The sequence below is a fragment of the Lysinibacter cavernae genome (genome assembly GCF_011758565.1).
GTDB lineage: Bacteria > Actinomycetota > Actinomycetes > Actinomycetales > Microbacteriaceae > Lysinibacter > Lysinibacter cavernae.
Genome location: NZ_JAAMOX010000001.1, coordinates 2,193,080 through 2,210,339 on the forward strand (window position 1 = coordinate 2,193,080; position 17,260 = coordinate 2,210,339).

The 17,260-nt window shown below is 60.6% G+C and carries 16 protein-coding genes and 1 pseudogene; 5 read left to right on the top strand and 12 right to left on the bottom strand.

Translation table 11 applies throughout. The features are described 5' to 3' along the window. Positions 1-18: 18 nt before the first annotated feature. A complete protein-coding gene (sigK, locus tag FHX76_RS09455; RefSeq protein WP_208402491.1) occupies positions 19-798 on the top strand; it encodes an ECF RNA polymerase sigma factor SigK in 780 nt (259 codons plus the stop codon). After that, positions 795-1,718, top strand: coding sequence for an anti-sigma factor (locus FHX76_RS09460; protein WP_167150124.1), 924 nt, complete (start codon positions 795-797; stop codon positions 1,716-1,718). The genes sigK and FHX76_RS09460 overlap by 4 nt, the downstream gene beginning before the upstream one ends. Positions 1,719-1,895: 177 nt before the next feature. Here FHX76_RS09460 and FHX76_RS09465 read toward each other — a convergent pair whose 3' ends face one another. The 7 genes from FHX76_RS09465 to FHX76_RS09495 form a co-directional block, all read right to left on the bottom strand. Continuing rightward, positions 1,896-2,579: an N-acetylmannosamine-6-phosphate 2-epimerase gene (locus FHX76_RS09465; protein ID WP_167150126.1), complete on the bottom strand. Its 684-nt coding sequence runs from the start codon at positions 2,577-2,579 to the stop codon at positions 1,896-1,898. Then, complete coding sequence (locus FHX76_RS09470) at positions 2,566-3,606, bottom strand: N-acetylglucosamine kinase (RefSeq protein WP_167150128.1); 1,041 nt, start codon at positions 3,604-3,606, stop codon at positions 2,566-2,568. Before FHX76_RS09470 ends, FHX76_RS09465 begins: the two co-directional genes overlap by 14 nt. Continuing rightward, positions 3,603-4,538: a carbohydrate ABC transporter permease gene (locus FHX76_RS09475; protein WP_167150130.1), complete on the bottom strand. Its 936-nt coding sequence runs from the start codon at positions 4,536-4,538 to the stop codon at positions 3,603-3,605. Before FHX76_RS09475 ends, FHX76_RS09470 begins: the two co-directional genes overlap by 4 nt. A gap of 2 nt (positions 4,539-4,540) precedes the next feature. After that, positions 4,541-5,485: a carbohydrate ABC transporter permease gene (locus FHX76_RS09480; protein ID WP_341777905.1), complete on the bottom strand. Its 945-nt coding sequence runs from the start codon at positions 5,483-5,485 to the stop codon at positions 4,541-4,543. Positions 5,486-5,561: 76 nt separating this feature from the next. Next, the gene (locus FHX76_RS09485; RefSeq protein ID WP_167150132.1) at positions 5,562-6,866 is read right to left on the bottom strand and encodes an ABC transporter substrate-binding protein; all 1,305 of its coding nucleotides are present in this window, start codon (positions 6,864-6,866) and stop codon (positions 5,562-5,564) included. A 39-nt stretch (positions 6,867-6,905) separates the two neighbouring features. Beyond that, complete coding sequence (gene murQ / locus FHX76_RS09490; RefSeq protein ID WP_167150134.1) at positions 6,906-7,931, bottom strand: N-acetylmuramic acid 6-phosphate etherase; 1,026 nt, start codon at positions 7,929-7,931, stop codon at positions 6,906-6,908. Positions 7,932-8,182: 251 nt separating this feature from the next. Further along, positions 8,183-9,085: a MurR/RpiR family transcriptional regulator gene (locus FHX76_RS09495; RefSeq protein WP_341777906.1), complete on the bottom strand. Its 903-nt coding sequence runs from the start codon at positions 9,083-9,085 to the stop codon at positions 8,183-8,185. 140 nt (positions 9,086-9,225) lie between these two features. Here FHX76_RS09495 and FHX76_RS09500 point away from each other — a divergent pair, with 140 nt between their 5' ends. Together FHX76_RS09500 and FHX76_RS09505 are read left to right on the top strand one after the other, a co-directional pair. Then, positions 9,226-9,942 (top strand): FadR/GntR family transcriptional regulator, encoded by a 717-nt coding sequence (locus FHX76_RS09500; protein ID WP_167150138.1) that lies wholly within the window; start codon positions 9,226-9,228, stop codon positions 9,940-9,942. A gap of 2 nt (positions 9,943-9,944) precedes the next feature. Next, complete coding sequence (locus FHX76_RS09505; RefSeq protein WP_167150140.1) at positions 9,945-11,228, top strand: alpha-hydroxy acid oxidase; 1,284 nt, start codon at positions 9,945-9,947, stop codon at positions 11,226-11,228. Between the two features lie 142 nt (positions 11,229-11,370). Here the strand turns inward: FHX76_RS09505 and speB are convergent, their stop codons facing one another. The 4 genes from speB to FHX76_RS09525 are packed head-to-tail and all read right to left on the bottom strand — an operon-like array spanning position 11,371 to position 14,964. Beyond that, complete coding sequence (gene speB, locus FHX76_RS09510) at positions 11,371-12,384, bottom strand: agmatinase (RefSeq protein WP_167150142.1); 1,014 nt, start codon at positions 12,382-12,384, stop codon at positions 11,371-11,373. A 44-nt stretch (positions 12,385-12,428) separates the two neighbouring features. After that, the gene (locus tag FHX76_RS09515) at positions 12,429-13,109 is read right to left on the bottom strand and encodes a cyclase family protein (RefSeq protein WP_167150144.1); all 681 of its coding nucleotides are present in this window, start codon (positions 13,107-13,109) and stop codon (positions 12,429-12,431) included. Between the two features lie 17 nt (positions 13,110-13,126). Beyond that, positions 13,127-14,533, bottom strand: a complete 1,407-nt coding sequence (locus FHX76_RS09520) for a purine-cytosine permease family protein (protein ID WP_243848603.1) — start codon at positions 14,531-14,533, stop codon at positions 13,127-13,129. Next, complete coding sequence (locus FHX76_RS09525; protein WP_167150146.1) at positions 14,530-14,964, bottom strand: YybH family protein; 435 nt, start codon at positions 14,962-14,964, stop codon at positions 14,530-14,532. The genes FHX76_RS09520 and FHX76_RS09525 overlap by 4 nt, the downstream gene beginning before the upstream one ends. 275 nt (positions 14,965-15,239) lie before the next feature. Here FHX76_RS09525 and FHX76_RS09530 point away from each other — a divergent pair, with 275 nt between their 5' ends. After that, positions 15,240-15,572 carry a hypothetical protein gene (locus FHX76_RS09530; RefSeq protein WP_167150147.1) on the top strand — a complete coding sequence of 111 codons (333 nt, stop codon included), beginning with the start codon at positions 15,240-15,242 and terminating at the stop codon, positions 15,570-15,572. A gap of 947 nt (positions 15,573-16,519) precedes the next feature. Here the strand turns inward: FHX76_RS09530 and FHX76_RS09535 are convergent. Further along, positions 16,520-17,260 (bottom strand): annotated as a pseudogene (locus FHX76_RS09535) (1-pyrroline-5-carboxylate dehydrogenase); the annotation flags it as partial.

Consider the following 17,260-nt stretch of genomic DNA (forward strand, 5'->3'; position numbering starts at 1 on the left):
CTGCGGCAAGCTAGTCGAATGCAGGGGGACGGCGCGGCACACGAAGCGACGCTTGGCGATTCCTCGTCTGCTTCTGGGGCTGCTTCGCGGGCTGGGTCTGAGGTTGAGTCTGGGGCTGAGTCTGAGGTTGAGGTTGAGTCTGAGGTTGAGTTTGGAGCTGGGTCTGCGTCTGGGGCTGGGTCCACTTCACGGGCAGCATCAGCATCAGTGCCGGCTCAGCACCACGGTGAGGCGGATACCGTGGCCGGCCCGGCGGCGAAGCTTACCGCCCTCCTCACCAGGGTTCAGGCCGGCGACCAGGGAGCGTTTACTGAGCTCTACGACGAGCTCGGATCGCGCGTCATGGGCCTTGTGCAGCACATCCTTCGCGATCATGCGCAGTCCGAAGAGGTGACGCAAGAAATCTTCCTCGAGATTTGGCAGCAGGCCAGGTCGTTCGAGCAAGAACGCGGAAGCGCCATGGCTTGGATCATGACACGTGCGCACCGCAGGGCAGTTGATCGGGTTCGGTCCTCCGAGTCGACCCGCACGCGCGACGAACGAATCGGCATCCGAGACACCCCGGTCGACTACGACCCTGTTTCGGAACAGGCAGAGTTGCACGTGGAACACGCGAGAGTCCAACGGGCGCTTGAAAACATCAGCCCGCCACAGCGCGAGGCCGTCGTACTTGCCTACTATGCCGGGTATTCTCAAACAGAGATCGCGGCCCATCTTTCGGTGCCGCTCGGCACCATCAAAACGCGAATACGCGACGGAATGACCAGACTCAGACAAGAATTGGGGGTGACATCATGAGCAGCAATCAACGCGACGACGAGCGCCACGACGAGACACACGACGACGCACAGACGGTCGAAGCAGCATCGTCACCCTCGCCCGACGCGAGCCTCGATGCCGCCGCCTCCGCACTCGACGCACTCGATCAGGCCGATGCTTGCGCCGTCGCTGACCAAGCCTCCACCGACCCCGCGCTTGCCAACGAGCTTGCCGGATACCAAGAGACCGCTGCGCTGCTCGGCCAGGCGGTTGCTCCCGTACAGCCCTCGGCTGGGCTCCGCAGTTCACTCTTAAGCCAGATTGCTTCACTGCCGCAGCAGGGGGATGCTCCTGCTCCTGCTCCTGCTCCTGCTCCTGCTCCTGCTCCTGCCAATATTCCCGCCCCCATTCCAACCAACAACGCAGTGACCTCCAACACCGTAGACACTGACAACCACACGCCCCATCCCCCGTCCAACGTCATCCCCATCGGCCGCGCGCGCTCGGCCCGACTTCGCAACAGCATCCTCGCCGCTGCGGCCGCCATCGCGCTATTCCTCGGCGGCATGGGGGTGAACCAGCTCATAGTGAGCAACTCCGAAGCAACGCAGCAGGCCCAGGCGCTGAGTACGCTACTCGAATCCGATGACCTCAAGGGCGCAACCGCCCCACTGGCCGACGGCAGCGGCTCCGCAACCGTGATGTGGTCACCAACGCACGGCCGCGCAGCCGTGGCCGCGGCTGGCTTCGGGGCCTTGCCAGAGGGCAAGGTCTACGAACTGTGGTTTATCGGAGCCGACGGGGCGGTTCCCGCCGGAACCTTCACCCCAACCGACGGGGTCAAAATGGTCCTGCTCGACGGCGAGATGTCGGCAGGCGACGCCGTCGGTATCACAATCGAACCTGAGGGCGGCTCGAAGCAGCCAACAACAGACCCGATCGTCGTCGTGCAGAGCTAGCAGGGTTCAGCCGCGTCCACGGAAACAACTAGCATTCAGGGTACTTCCGTGCCAGGCTACAAATCGAGGGCGGGATATCCACCAGGTTTCCCTGGAAATGCGGGGAATATCCCGCACTCGATTGCGCAAAAACGCTTGAACCTCAGCCAACCCTCACAACGGAGCGCGGCAGGCGATTCAACGAGGAGGCAGACCAGACACCAGACGCTCGGTGATCCGCCAGGGGTTCGTCACGGCAGTGCCAACCACCACCGAAAAGGCTCCGGCGCCAAAGGCCCTCTCGACATCCCGAGCGTCGCGAATTCGTCCCTCGGCAACAACCGTCAGCCCTTCGGCAACGAGCGCAGCAATCAGGTCGTAATCCGCTTCCGGGGGAACACTGCCACCCGTGTAGCCAGACAGCGTCGTCGCGATAAGCTCGGCACCCGCCTCGGCAGCAGCAAGTCCGGCCGACACCGTGTCAACGTCTGCCATGACCGGTAATGCAAGTTCCTCGCGGATTGAGCGGATAAGTTCGGGAGCCGTAATTCCTCCCGGTCGCGGCCGATCAGTGGCATCAAGCGCAATGATCTGGGCACCGGCGTCACGCACGATGGTTGCGTCTGCGAGTGACGGGGTGATGTAGACGTCGCCGGCCGCAAAATCCTTCCGGATACCAATGATCGGCAATGCAGTGGCATCAACAATTGCAGCGATATCGTCAAACCCCTGAGCCCGAATCCCAACGGCTCCGCCGAGCTCGGCCGCCTTTGCCATTGCAGCCATAAATACCGGGCCGTGCAGGGGATTATCTGCGCGGGCCTGGCACGAAACGACCAGACCACCGCGGAGCGACTCGACGTACGAATTAGCGAGAGACATGAACATTTCCTTCTCTGAATGAGGCGAACGGCGTTTCGGCAAGGGGCGGAATGCTCAGCGACGCTGGGCTGGCGACCGCATCCTCCGCAAGTCCTGCGGCAAGAAACACGGCCCCGTCGAGCGGTGACCCAACGGGCTCGCACAACTCAAGGTCGGGAACAATCTGGCGGAGCCGAGCGCCAAAATGTTCCGTGATTGGGCTCCTCTGGCTCAGCAGACCGCCCGTCCACGACGCGCGATGCGGCACCCCTTCGACCATGGCTGCCGCCGTTGATTTGGCGAGCTCCTGCCCAGCAGCAACACAGAGTTGGACGGCCGGCTCATGACCTGCTTCGCTCAGCGCGACCACGTCAGGAACGAATGATGCCAATAGGCCGGCACGTTCATCGTTGGTGTAAATCTGTCGCGGAAGCTCAGTGAGCTGCCCAAAGCGGCGAACCGCAGCATTCTCGAGCGCGCCCGCATCCGAGCGTCGCCCATCAAACTGTTCGAGCGCAACGGCAAGCGCCTTGGCTCCAAGCCAAGCGCCCCCTCCGGCATCACCGAGCACGTGGCCCCAGCCGTCAACTCGTTTCCAGATCGTTCCAAGGTCCGTTCCCATGGCGATAGCCCCGGTGCCAGCTGCCACGACTGCTCCCGCACGCCCCCCAAGGGCACCAACGGCCGCCGTCACTGCGTCGGAGGCGACCAAGCTCCGTGCCGCGGGGAACCGGTCGCGAATGACATCATGAACGTCCTCTGCCCCGGCGGTGAGCCCCAATAACCCGCTCGCTCCAACGCACACGGCACCACAAGACTCGTCAAATTCGCCGAGTTGGGTCATGAGTCGATCAAGGATCTCGGCAACAACCGCTGCGTGGTTCACCCCAGCAGCGGTCACACGAATCCGCGGCCCGACGACAGTGACGGACTCGCCAGCCATCCTCTTGGCAGAACCAAGAGGAACCCAAGCCCCACGACTGCCAGAACCGCCAACATCGATAGCGACGATGCCGCTGATCGATGGCGCTGGTTTGACCTGACTCATTTCCCCATCCCAGCTGTGAGGCCCGCCACTATCTGTTTTGTTGCCAAGAGGAAAAGGACGATAAGCGGCAGCGTGGCGATGACGAGCCCCGCAAACAGCGTTGACCAATCCGTCTGATATTCACCGAAGAACGAGGTAAGACCAACAGGAAGCGTGTACTTGCTTGGGTCCCGAATGAGGATGAGCGGGTAGAAAAAGTCGTTCCAAATCGGCACAAATCGAAAAATGATGACCGTTGCAATCGCTGGCCGCACGAGCGGAACCATGACCGCCCAGAATATGCGGAACGGCCCTGCACCATCAATGCGGGCTGCTTCCTCAAGTTCAAGTGGCAGCTGCCGGAAGAAAGCTCCAAGCACAAAGACGGAGAAGGGAATGCTCACCGCTGTGTAGACAAGAATAAGGCCCTCCCGCGTACTCACCATTCCCATCGAATCCAGCAGATAAAAGATAGGAACGATCATGAGGTACACGGGCATCATGAGGCCAGACACAAAGATCGATTCAACGACCTGCAGCACCTTTGATTGCGACCGAGCGAGTCCATACGCCGCGAGCAGTGAAACAACAGTCGAAAGTACAACCGAGGCAATCGTCACTACGAGCGAGTTCACAAAATACGTGCTGAAGGATGCTTCAATCCAGGCACGCTGGTAGCTCGAAAAATCCGGGCTAAGGGGAAGGCCAAGGGGCTGGGTCGCGAGTTCCTGGTTGGTCCTGAACGAGTTCATGAGCATCAGCAACAGCGGAGTAATCGCGATGAACGCGTAGACCCACAGCACCGTTGACGACATGAACTGCGCGCCAAGGCTCGGCCGGGGGCCGCGTCGCTTGCCCCGAGCAGATGCACGATCGATCGGCTCGGATGGAGCGGTCTTGATTTCGGTTCCCGGACGGTTGCCGTCTGATGTGGTGCGTGTGATTTGAGACATGACTAAAAGAGCTTCCTCTCGGTGCGACGGAACCACCGTGTAAACAGGATTGAGAATCCGAAGATAACCAGGAACAGCAGAATCGCTATAGCCGACGAGACTCCGATGGCATTGGTGGCTCCGGATTCAAACGAAGTTCGGTAGAACACGAGTGACATCACGTCTGTGGCTCCTGCCGGGCTGCCGGCCGACCCGCCAAGTGCATAGGGAATCGGGAACGCTTCCATGGCCCCGATGAATGTCAGAACGCTCACCGTGCCGATGATCGGCAAAATCATGGGGAAGGTAATGCGGGTAAACCGTTGCCACGGGTTGGCTCCATCGAGCGACGCCGCTTCTTCCAATTCTTGGGGGATGCCGCCGAGGGCAGCGCCGTAGAGCAGCAGCGGAAATCCAATCCACTGCCAGGCGGTTACCAACACAACGACCCAGATTGCGGTGCTTGGCTGGCCAAGCCACGGTTGTGCGAGTGATTCAAGCCCGATGAGTTTAAGGATTGCGTTTACCGGCCCGAAGAGAGGCGAGAGCATGAGCGACCACAGGTAGCCAACAACGAGCGGGCTTACAAGGTAGGGCATCGTAAACAGCGTTTGAAACAACCGCTTGAACTTCTTACGTCGATGCAAGAGCTCGGCGAGAAAGAGCCCAACCGAGTTCTGCACGATCATGGCAGCGCCAAACAACAAGAAGTTATGAAGAAAGGCTCGAGGAATCTGCGTGCGGTACGGCTCCTCGGTAAACAGCTTGAGGAAATTCTCGATACCGACAAATCCACCCCGGTTCGTGCCCTGCCATTCAAACATGGCATACGTCAGGGCCGTGCCCATCGGATACAGCACAAAAATGCTGAAGATAACCGCTGCCGGCAGTATAAATAGCCAGGCAACGCGCTGAGGCAACGCTCCAGATACGCCCTGTCGCTTGCGAACTCGAACTGAGGTGCTCACTTCAATCTTTCCTCTACATAACGCTGACGGATAACGGTGACCGGGCGTTGATGCCCGGTCACCGCGCTGAGGTTATTTACCGGGGAGTGAACCACTGGGAGACGCCAGTTTGAATCTTGCTGGCGACACCGGCAGCATCCAGTTCACCAAGGAATAGCTGCTGCCCGCCCTCACCCATGAGGTCGCTTCCGAGCGGCTGGCCGTATCGGAAATCGACAAGGAGCAGGTACGGAGACGAGGCCTCCTGGTAGAGATCCCAGGTCTCTTTCATGACGGGGTCGTTGTAAGTGACTCCTGGAACCGGCGAGAACTGCTTGAGTTCATCCGCCACCAGTTGGCCAAATTCGGCCGTCGCAAACCACTTGGTCAGGGTCTCGGCGGCCTCTTGCTTCTTCGAGGTTGCGCTAATCGCCCAGTTGCCGTCGGCATAGCTTGGCGTCACGCTGTGATCAAGCACGCTGTCCTTCGGAATCGGTGCTTGGAAGACCCCAAGATCAAGATTCGGATTCTGCTTCTGGAAGAAACTGAGCTCGAATGATCCTCCAGGGAACATTGCGGCCTGCTCACTGGTAAAGAGCACCTGCGAATCGGTGTAGCTGACCCCAACCACATCCTTCGGCATGAACGGCTCAAGGCTCTTGAGCGTCTCGATGGATCCCACGTAGTTCGGGTCATCAAAGGTGGTATCGCCTGCCAAGATCTTGGCTTCAAACTCAGAACCGCCATACTGCGCCGATCCAAAGATGTCATGGACCATTGGCAGTATCCACGCGTCACGCGCGCCAACGGAGAGTGGGGTTATTCCTGCTTTGACGAGGGCCTCATTCACGTCAACAAATTCGTCCCAGGTGGTTGGGACTTCAAGATTATTGTCTTTGAAAATCTTCTTGTTGTAGTAGACCTGGAGTGTCTGGGTTGCGAAGGGAACACCGTAGATCTTGCCATCGGCTTTTCCTTTTGCCCCGTTCAGCGTTGTCTCGTCAAAGTCTTTGACCTCTGGGACAATATCGTCAAGGGCCACAAGGCTTCCTCCCTCAACAAACGGCTGCAACTGGCCGTATGCCCGGACCTGAGCGACGTCGGGGCCGTCCGAACCTCCGAGACCCGTCTGCAGGATCTGCTGGTACTCGGTGTTCTTGAAGGCCTGAAATTCGATCGTGATGCACGGATTCTCTTGCTCAAACGCATCAAAAATCTTCTCGTAGGTCTTAACGTCCTCAGTGCGCCAAGACCAGACGCTCAGGTTGGTGACGTCGCCTGAGCAGTTTTCCGCACTTCCGCCACCTGCCGCCGTCGAAGAAGACGACGGAGAACAGCCCGCTACTGTGAGCAGAGTTGCCGCAGCGATTGCGGTGACGGTGAGTATCCGTGATGGTTTCATTCTGACCATTCCTCCTTTGGATTGGTGTAATTCGTTTGGTTACTGTGCCTCGATTGAGTCTTGGGTGGTTTCCGCGTCGAGCAGTGCCTTGGCGTTGCGGATGATTCCCCCGCTTCGTTTGAGCGCATCACGGGCGGTGCTCACCCGGTCGACGATAGTGGCGTCCGCCGGGCGCATCGGCTGAGCATCTCGCTCTTGCAGAAGAACGAGCAGCGCAACTTTGATATCTCCATCGGCTTGGATGAGTATGCCTTCGCAACGACCGGGCTCGATGCCCGTTGCCTGAACCAGTAGCCGAATGATCCGGGCTCTGAGCTTCTTGTTGGTTGGTAACACGTCAATCATCAGATTGGAGTAGGTCTTGCCCAGCTTGATCATGGTGGCAGTTGAGAACGTGTTGAGCACGATCTTTTGAGCGGTTGCCGCTTTCATACGGGTTGAACCCGTAATCACTTCCGGACCAGTGTCGAGGAGAATCGCAAACTCCACGCGAGGCGCCAACTCAGCAAATGGGTTGGAACTCACAAGGGCTGTCCGCGCGCCACGTTCATCAGCCACATCAAATGCGCCGGCCACATACGGTGTTCGACCGCTGGCAGCAATCCCAATCACAAGGTCACCGCGCCGGACATCGGCAGCGTCGACCCGACCACTTTCGGGACGATCCTCTATCCCTTCTGCCGCTCTGAACATCGCATCGACGCCGCCGGCGATGTGCGCCTCAAACCATTCAGTGCCCACCGCATACGTTGGGAGAAGCTCGACAGCATCAAGCACCCCGAGACGTCCGGATGTTCCTGCGCCAAAGTAGTGGACTCGCCCGCCAGCTGTAATCGTCTCGACAGCGGCATCCACGGTGTTCGCAAGTGTTTCGCGAACGCCTTCAACGGCGGTCATCACGGCCCCATCCTCATCGTTTATGAGGGCTACAAGGTCTAGTGTGCTGAGCACATCAATATCGACTGTGCGCGGGTTCCGTTCTTCGGTTGGCGAATTCAACGAGACAAGCCCAAGAACGTCCTCATCGGTTGCGAGTTGGTCGCTTCTCGATTTGCCTGCCGACATTACATTCCCATCTTCATTGATCGCCTGCGTAGCGGTTGAGCACACTGCGAAACGGATGCGTGCTCGATATTCCCGTCTGAATAAATATTACATACAAACGTGAATTTGTGAAACTTATTTACATGATAATCACAAAGAGGCCACAGTGCCCACAGAAAACAAAGAGGCCACAGTGCCCACAGAAACAAGAGACCGTGGCTCCCGATTGATTGAATGAAGCGCCGATAAATCGACCACCCCGCTCGGTCCCGCTAGAGCACGCGGCGATGCCCCTGAACCGACTCATAGGTACGTCGCAACGACTCTGACGATTCATCAAAGAGCGCCTGAGTTACTCGCGTAAACAAGACATCCACAACAGCATGCTGCGCGGTTCGACTCGCCATGGCGCCCGAGCGGTAGCGACTCTCCCTCGCCTGGGTAATGAGCAGAACGCCAGCAGCCCGAGCAAGGTACGACGCTGGAGAGTTCGTCACAACAACCACGGTCGCGCCGGCCGAGGCTGCTACTTCGGCAACACTCAGCGTTTCGGCGGTCGCACCCGAATGCGAAAAGGCAACCAAGACGTCACCCTTTCCCAGCAGCGAAGCTGAAGGAAGAACAAAGTGCACGTCGGGACTGTAGCTCGAAGGTCGGCCGATGCGACTGAGCTTCTGATGTAAGTCATGGGCGGTGATGCCACTCGCACCAAATCCGCAGACCTCAATCCGATTCGCATGGACGAGCGCCTTCGACGCTTGCTCAACGCTCGGGCGATCGAGACCTCGCATTGTCTGCTCGATCGCGAGGACCTCGTGATACAGCACCTTCGAGATGACATCTTCGATACCGTCAGACGGGTCAATCTCATCGTCAACAATCTCGAACCGATTACGCTCTGCTTGCTCTCGACTGAGCGTCGTTGCAACCTCAAGCCTGAACTGGCGATAGCCAGAAAAACCAAGCGTCTGACAAAACCGCGCCACCGTCGCGGACGACACTCCACAACGTTCAGCGAGCTCGGTAACCGTGTTCTCAACGACGACGCCGGGTTCTGCAAGAACGCTCTCAGCGACCTTACGCTCGGTTGCGCTCAGGGTCGCGAGTGACCGCTTGATCGTGCCAAGCACATCCTCAACCACTGCGGTGCCCTCCTGAGTCGCGTTACTCCACACTACAACCCACCGACCCGCATTCCGCCGCAGACAACATTCAAGAATGTAGCCACAACAAAAACACCGCCCCAAAGTCACAAAAAACGAGCTATAGTTGTGTGGTCTGACCACATGACCCGCACGCGCGAAGGAGGCGAAGCATGACCACCCCAAAAGCATGGGAGCTTGTGCTCGCCCACATCGAGGCGCAGCTCTCCTCCGGCGAACTCAGCCCAGGCGACCACCTGCCAGGCGAGCGCGCCCTTGCCGCCGACCTCGATGTTGGCCGCTCATCCGTTCGGGAGGCGCTCCGTGTGCTCGAAGCGCTCGGCCTCATCCGCACGCAGACCGGCTCGGGCCCAACCTCGGGTGCCATCATCGTTTCGCGTCCCTCCGGAGGCATGAGCATGCTCATGCGGCTTCAGGTGGCGGCGCAGGGATTTGCAGTTCGCGACGTAGTCAAGACGCGACTCATCCTTGAATCGGCCGTCGCCCGCGAGCTCGCAACGGCATCCAGCCCCAACCTCGACGAGCCAAAGACCCTACTCGAGGCGATGGAACAGCACGACCTCACCGAAACCGAATACCTACTGCTCGACGCGCAGTATCACCTCTCACTCGCAGAGGCAGCCGGCAACGACGTGCTCACCTCAACCATGGCGGGCCTTCGCAGCGCCATCGAGCACTACGTCATCGATGCGTCAGCGAGCCTGCCCGATTGGGCGACAACCGCGCGCCGCCTGCAGCACGAACACCGCGGCATCCTTGAGTCAATCGAGGCGAAGGATGCCGATACGGCCAGCGACCGCATCACCGCCCACATCAGCGGATACTACGCCGAGACCCAAATTTCTGACCACCAAACACCCGAAGGATAACCATGGTTCAACGCCGCTTTCCCAACCCGCGCGACCTCGCGCCGCTCATGCAGTTCAAGATGCCAGAGCTCAACGGCCGCAAGCGCCGCCTCGACTCGGCCCTGACCATTTACGACCTCCGCGACATCGCAAAGCGCCGCACGCCAAAAGCGCCGTTCGATTACACGGATGGCTCGGCCGAGTCCGAAATCTCGCTCGCCCGCGCACGCCAGGCCTTTGAGGACATCGAGTTCCACCCCTCGATCCTGCGCAACGTTGAGAACGCTTCAACGCACACCGAAGTGCTCGGCGACACCGTTTCGATGCCGTTTGGTATCGCGCCAACCGGCTTCACTCGCATGATGCAGACCGAGGGTGAAATCGCAGGGGCATCCGCTGCAGGCGCGGCAGGCATCCCGTTTGCCCTGTCAACCATGGGCACCTCATCCATTGAAGACGTGAAGGCAGCCAACCCCAACGGGCGCAACTGGTTCCAGCTCTACATGTGGAAGGACCGCGACCGCTCGATGGCGCTCGTAGACCGGGCCGCCAAGGCAGGCTACGACACCCTCCTCGTGACGGTTGACGTTCCCGTTGCAGGCGCCCGCCACCGCGATAAGCGCAACGGCATGTCGATTCCGCCGGCGCTCACGCCAGGAACCGTCATCAACGCCCTGCCTCGCCCGTGGTGGTGGATCGACTTCCTCACCACAGAGCCCCTCGCCTTCGCCTCGATCGACCGCTGGTCTGGCACCGTCGCCGAGCTGCTCGACACCATGTTTGACCCAACCGTCGACTTTGACGACCTGGCCTGGATTCGCGACCAGTGGCCAGGCAAAGTTGTGGTCAAGGGCGTGCAGAACCTCGAAGATGCCAAGCGCCTCACCGCAATGGGCGTCGACGGCATCACCCTCTCGAACCACGGCGGCCGCCAGCTCGACCGCGCCCCCATCCCCTTCCACCTGCTGCCAGAGGTCGTTCGCGAGGTCGGAAACGACACCGAGATCCACCTCGACACGGGCATCATGTCCGGTGCGGATGTTGTTGCAGCCGTCGCGCTCGGCGCCAAGTTCACGATGATCGGCCGCGCGTACCTGTACGGCCTCATGGCCGGCGGGCGCGAGGGCGTTGACCGCGCCATCGAGATCCTGCAGAGCGAGATCGTGCGCACCATGAAGCTGCTCGGTGTGAACAGCATCGACGAGCTCAACCCGTCACACGTGACCCAGCTGCAGCGCCTGTCGCCGCGCTTGGTCGCGCCGGCAACGGCGGCCGCAGCCGCGAAGGCCACGGCCAAGAAGAAGTAGGCCTGAACGGTCATCCGTTCGCCGCTGATTGCGAAATTCCGGCCTGGATTTCGCAACGAGTGGCGAACGGATGCCGCATCGCCCGCAGATATGACAACAGCGCCCCGTCCTTGTGCAAGGACGGGGCGCTGTTGCGTACGTACTACTTGTTGTCGCGAAGCGCGAGCAGCGACAGCAGGTCGTACGCGACGTGCGAGGCGGCAACTCCGGTGAGCTCGGCGTGGTCGTACGCCGGTGCGACCTCAACCACATCGGCGCCAACCACGTTGATGCCCTTCAAACCGCGCAGGATCTCAAGCAGCTCACGCGAGGTCAGGCCGCCGGCTTCAGGCGTTCCCGTTCCCGGCGCGTGTGCAGGGTCGAGCACATCGATGTCGATCGAGATGTAGAGCGGGCGATCGCCGATGCGGTCGCGCAGCGACGCCACGATCTCGTCGACGCCCTTGCGGAACACGTCGGCCGAGGTCACGATGCCAAAGCCAAAGCGGCGGTCGTCTTCGAGGTCGCGGTGACCATAGAGCGGCCCGCGGGTTCCAACGTGGCAGATAGCCTCGGTGTCAAGCAGGCCCTCTTCAACCGCGCGGCGGAACGGCGTTCCGTGGGTGTATTCGGCGCCAAAGTACGTGTCCCACGTGTCGAGGTGCGCGTCGAAGTGCAGCAGCGCAACGGGGCCGTGTGTTTCGGCGACGGAGCGCAGCAGCGGGAGCGCAATCGTGTGGTCCCCACCAAGGGTCACGAGCCGCGTGCCGGAACGAACGAGCTGCCCGGTGGATTCCTGAAGCACCTCGATGGCCTCGTTGATGTTAAACGGGTTGATGGCAACGTCGCCGCCGTCAACAACCTGCTGCAGGCCAAAGGGCTCCACGTCAAGGGCAGGGTTATACGGACGCAGCAGACGGCTGGCCGAGCGGATGTGCTCAGGGCCAAAGCGCGCTCCCGGACGGAACGAAACGCCGGCATCCCAGGGCACACCGATTACAGCGACATCCGCGTGCTCAACCTCTTGAATGGTTGGCAGCAGGGCGAAGGTTGCCGGGCCGCTGAACCGCGGCACCAGCGCCGAGTTCACCGGGCCAATGTTTCCACCTGAAACAACGCGAGGGGCGTTGGCGCTCAGCGTTGAGGGGAGGTGCGGATACTTGAGCTGATCGGTCATTCGTAGTGTCCTTTCGTAGGGATGGGATGCGCGCGAGTTGGGTATTACTGCGACGCGGAGGTGTGTGAGCTGAGACCCTGGACGGCGACGACACGAACGGGCGAACCGTCAACAGCGCCGAGGCTGAGGGGAAGGGCAATAACGGTCGGCCGCGGCCAATCAATAGCCGCAAGGTTGGTGAGGTTTTCGATGATGACGTTGCCGGCACCAAGGAAGGCGTCGTGGACGGGCAGCCCCACAAATTCCTCGTCAGCCGCAGGCGTGTGATCGGGGTTGAGCGTGTCAACACCGAGCACCGTCACGCCGTGCTCGATAAGGAAATGGGCGATGCCAACATCCAACGACGGATGGCGGTAGTACTCGTCTTCGCCAAAGTATTGCGACCAGCCAGTGTCAAACAGCACCATGGTGTTTGGTCCGACGCCGTCAAGTTGGTCGCGGACAGTGTCGAGGCTGATGACTGACAGCGCCGAGGCATCCGGAACCCGCACCACCCGAGCCTCGCCGATGAGCTGCCCCAAGGTCAGCTGATCGAGCGTTGGCCCAGCCGGAACGGTGTGCGAGGGCGCGTCGAGGTGGGTTCCAGAGTGGGAGCCGAGGTGGAGCTCGCACACACGGAATCCGTGGGCCTCGATCGAGGCGGCCTCGCGGATGCGCACGGCAGGGTCGCCCGGAAATACCGGCATCCCCGTCGAAATCTGGTGACTCAGGTCAACAACGCGCATCTGAAATCCTCTCGCCCCTATTCTGCCGCGCCCTGATCGAGCAGGTGAGTGGATGGCGTGCGCTCCGTCACCATGCGTTTGGTCGCGAGCGACCAGCTCAAATAGAGGATCACGGTCACGATAAACGTGGGGATTGTGGCACCGATCGGGCTGACCCACACGTAGGTGAGCATAAACGAGAGCGTCGCGCACGCTGCCCAAATAATGACGGCTGCCCAGTTAATGCCCCGCTTGAACCAGTAGCGTCCGCCACCGTTTTCGTTGAGGATGTCCTTGCCGTAGAAGCCCTTGTTAATGACGTAGTAGTCAATAATCATGATCGCAAAGACCGGCACAAACAGCGAGCCGATGACCGTCAGGAAGGCGGTGAACTGGTCAAGCAGCGCGAGCCAGCTCGAACCGAAGATCGAGATGAACCCAACAACAAGCGCCGTCGGGAGGAAGCGAATCTTGCGCTTCGACTGCGCGTTCACAATCGACGTCACCATGCCGTATACGGCCATGGTGTTGGTCGCGAGCACCGAGAGCAGGATGACGATGGCAAGCGGGGCCCCAAAGCTGGCCACAACAATGGTCGGATCGAACGATACGGCCTCGCCACCGTTGAGGATTACGTATGAAATCGCCACGACGCCGAGCGTCATCGCCAGCACGGTCGACACGATGTAGCCAATGCCCGTTCCGAGCACGGCGCCCTTTTGGGTCTTCGCAAAGCGCGTAATGTCTGCCGAGAGCACGGTCCACGAGATGGCCGTGGAGATCACAATATCGAGCACAACAACGCCCGTGTAGCCGAGCGCCTTATCGGCTGGGATGGCAACATACTCTGCGATGGGGCTGCTTGTGAACGCAACGGTAAAGACGTAGCCCATAAACGCGAGAATGACGAGACCAAGCCACGGCTCAACCTTCGAGATTCCCTCGTGCCCAAAGATCGCGAGGGCAACAACCACAAGCTCACACAGCACCGAGAAGAGGATGGGGTTGCTGAAGCCCGTCGCCTCAGCGACCAGGTAGTTGACGGTCACGCCGGCGAGCATCGCCTGGACCCAGCTCCATCCCATGAGGATGACCACGTTGGCCGCAACCGGAACAAACGAGCCCTTTATGCCGAATGAGCCCCTCGTCAGCGACATCGTCGAGAGACCAGTGCGCGTGCCCATCGTGCCAACCGCGACCAACACAATGGCGCCAAGCACCGTTCCGAGCACGATGAAGATGAGCGCCTCAACGAAGGTGACACCAGGCACAAACAGCGTGCCCGTGAGCATCGTTGTGACAACGAGGTTTGAGGCGAGCCAGATCATCCCGATTCGACCGAGCGACAGGGTTCCCCGAATCGGGCCGTGCCCTTCGGAGTTCTCGTCGAGGCGGTTGTTCATTCGCTGCCAGATGGAACCACTTGTTGTGCCGGGCGCGCTCATTCGACCGCCTCCTCTGGGTTGGCCGCTGGCGTTGGCGACAGGTGCTCGTGCACGGCAACGATCGCGCCGGTTTCGTCACGCACAAACACGATCGTTTCGCGCTCGTGCAGGGTCTCGGCCGTGCCGTCGACCTCGATGCTTGTGGCAACGTCGTGGGTAAAGATTCCCGTGTCTCCGGCGATCTGGATGAGCTGGTTGCTGCTCTCGCATCCGGTGATCTTCCAGCCGCCTTCGACCCATTCGGCCCACAGGGCTTCGTATTCGGCGCGGGCATTGAGCCTGGCCTGTTCTGGGTAAAAGATAAAGGTCGCGTCGGGCGCAAACGAGCCAAAGTAGGCGTCGGCATCCATCGAGGAGAAGGCCGCGACGAGGTGGTCAGCGGCGGAGGCCACTTCTTGGGAAGTCAGTGCGGCAGGGGTTTCGCGCGTCATTGCTCAGGTCCGTTTCAGTTCAGGCGCTGTTACGTGAGACAAATAGTTACTAATAGACAACTTTTGATCTCTGCCAAGCAACAAGCGCGTGACTAATACTGAGTTATCAGCGGCCGAGTGTCAAGTTGGCCCGACCACACACACGCCCATGGCCTCCAGCAATCCACCTGACCCAAATGTGTCTATTTCCCGCGAAATAGACACATTTGCGTCACATCGATTCACGGCTGTGGATAATTTTCACGCGTCTTTGGCGGTTCGGGCAGAATCACCGCATGGCCAGATACATTCCGCTACCCGACGAACTGCGCGCGCGTTCCTTTGACGTACGTGAAGCATCCGCGCGGGGCGTTCGGCCAACGCGCCTCCTGTCTTCGGATCTCGTTGCGCCGTTCCATGGGGTGAGGATGCACGCGGCAGCGAATTACACCCTGCACAGCCTCTGCGTGGCCTTCGCCCCACGCCTGCGGCCAGGAGAGTGTTTTGGAGGGGTCACCGCGGCCTCGCTCTGGGGCATCCCGCTGCCGAGCCAATGGGCGAACCTGTTCAACGACGATGGGACACGGCATCCCGAGCTATCGGGGGCCTGCCTGGTCAACCACCCCTGATGCCGGGGAATCCGCACAACCAACCAGCGCCGGGGCTCGGGAGTCAGCACAACCAACCAGCACCCACACCCGGGAACCCTCACAACCAACCACCACCCACACCAGGGAACCCGCACAACCAACCAGCACCAGTGCTCGCGTATCCACACAGCGAACCACCACCCACACCAGATGGCCAGCCCATCCCTACGCTCCACGTTGCGACACAGCCGCCGCTGCGGGCGCGACGGGCCGCTGGCATCACGGTTTTCAGTTCGACCGTCCCGGCGGGAGCATCGTACGTCAGACTCGGAGTTCCTGTAGCGGATGTCGTATCAACGTGGTTGCAACTCGCACGAGCGCACTCACGAGCCGACCGACCTTGTGCAGCGGGCGACTACCTCATCCGGTTTCCGAATACCCAGATAGGAACGATCCAAGGCCGTATACATCCGCAGCGCAGCTCATCTCAGCGGCGGGCGCGTTTGTCGCAGGGGTAAAGCCAAGCGTTCGGCGGGCCCTCCCGTTAATCCGTGAAGGCTCGGATTCCGCCCTGAGGACTCATTTGCGCCTCCTCCTTCAGCGCCGCCGGATTGCCAGAGCCCAACCTCAACCCCGTCATCAGGGACCGGTTTGGTGTGCGCATCGGTCGGGCGGACCTTGTCTACCCCGAGGCGAAACTCATCGTGTGAGTATGACGGCGATCAGCACCGCACAAACACCGCACAGTACGAACACGACATGACCCCGCGTGTATCGCTTCGGGGCGGAAGAGGTGGCACGTCTACCGAGTGCGAGCTCACGGCCTCTACCGCGAACCGAGGGTCACGGCCGCGAGGGTACGCGGGCTCTTCCTCGCACGCGCATCCAACGCATCCAACCAATCCACCTGACCCAAATGTGTCTATTTCCCGGGAAATAGACACATTTGGGTCAGGTCGAATGAATCGTTCGGGTCGAGTCAGCCGCTAGAAGAGCGAATCGGTGAGCGATGACGGCACTCCGAAGCGGTGGGCCGTGATGCTCAGCGACTGCTCGCGCAAGAATGGGAGCAGCTCCAATCGCCCGGCGTTGGTAACCGGTTCGGCAAACAAGGTCACGTCAGGATGTGCAACGGCCGCGCGTGCCGTAGCGGCACGGTCTCCCCCGACCAGGCGGATGCGCGAAACCCCGTCGATGCCGACGGCGACGCGTTCCAGCCAGTCGGCATCCGATTCGATGCTCACCGACACATCCAAATCGGTGAGGACCTTCATGATGGCGCCGGGAAGCGGCCGCGAAACGCTCAACGTCAGCGGGGCGCGGGCGAGCAACCCGGCCACGATCACTCGAAGCGCATCGTTGAGCGTGCTGCCCTCGGCCACTCGAACCATGACGGGCGCCGGCCAGTAGCGCTGCAGGTTGCGCTCGATGCCAAGACGCGAGACGTCGTGCACCTCGCTCAGTTCCGTGCCCCACAGATAGGCGTCGCTCAGTGCGGCCCGGCGCAGCACATCAAATTCTTCGTAGTCGAGCGACTGCTGCGCGGCCTCGATGAGACTTGTCACCCACGCCGACAGCCCGCGCAAATGGAGCGTTGAGCTCTTGGCTCCTTCTTCCGGGCGCCACCCGCCAAGCGCGAGCAACGTGTTCGGGCCGCCAGCCTGGAAACCGGCGCCAACGGAGGACCGCTTCCACCCACCAAACGGCTGCCGCTCAACAATTGCGGG

Coding starts and splice junctions, on each gene's coding strand:
- FHX76_RS09485 (WP_167150132.1), bottom strand. CDS start 6,866: ATGAAACCATCACGGATACTCACCGTCACCGCAATCGCTGCGGCAACT.
- FHX76_RS09525 (WP_167150146.1), bottom strand. CDS start 14,964: ATGACGCGCGAAACCCCTGCCGCACTGACTTCCCAAGAAGTGGCCTCC.
- FHX76_RS09520 (WP_243848603.1), bottom strand. CDS start 14,533: ATGAGCGCGCCCGGCACAACAAGTGGTTCCATCTGGCAGCGAATGAAC.
- sigK (WP_208402491.1), top strand. CDS start 19: ATGCAGGGGGACGGCGCGGCACACGAAGCGACGCTTGGCGATTCCTCG.
- FHX76_RS09500 (WP_167150138.1), top strand. CDS start 9,226: ATGACCACCCCAAAAGCATGGGAGCTTGTGCTCGCCCACATCGAGGCG.
- FHX76_RS09530 (WP_167150147.1), top strand. CDS start 15,240: ATGGCCAGATACATTCCGCTACCCGACGAACTGCGCGCGCGTTCCTTT.
- FHX76_RS09515 (WP_167150144.1), bottom strand. CDS start 13,109: ATGCGCGTTGTTGACCTGAGTCACCAGATTTCGACGGGGATGCCGGTA.
- speB (WP_167150142.1), bottom strand. CDS start 12,384: ATGACCGATCAGCTCAAGTATCCGCACCTCCCCTCAACGCTGAGCGCC.
- FHX76_RS09475 (WP_167150130.1), bottom strand. CDS start 4,538: ATGTCTCAAATCACACGCACCACATCAGACGGCAACCGTCCGGGAACC.
- FHX76_RS09460 (WP_167150124.1), top strand. CDS start 795: ATGAGCAGCAATCAACGCGACGACGAGCGCCACGACGAGACACACGAC.
- FHX76_RS09465 (WP_167150126.1), bottom strand. CDS start 2,579: ATGTCTCTCGCTAATTCGTACGTCGAGTCGCTCCGCGGTGGTCTGGTC.
- murQ (WP_167150134.1), bottom strand. CDS start 7,931: ATGTCGGCAGGCAAATCGAGAAGCGACCAACTCGCAACCGATGAGGAC.
- FHX76_RS09505 (WP_167150140.1), top strand. CDS start 9,945: ATGGTTCAACGCCGCTTTCCCAACCCGCGCGACCTCGCGCCGCTCATG.
- FHX76_RS09470 (WP_167150128.1), bottom strand. CDS start 3,606: ATGAGTCAGGTCAAACCAGCGCCATCGATCAGCGGCATCGTCGCTATC.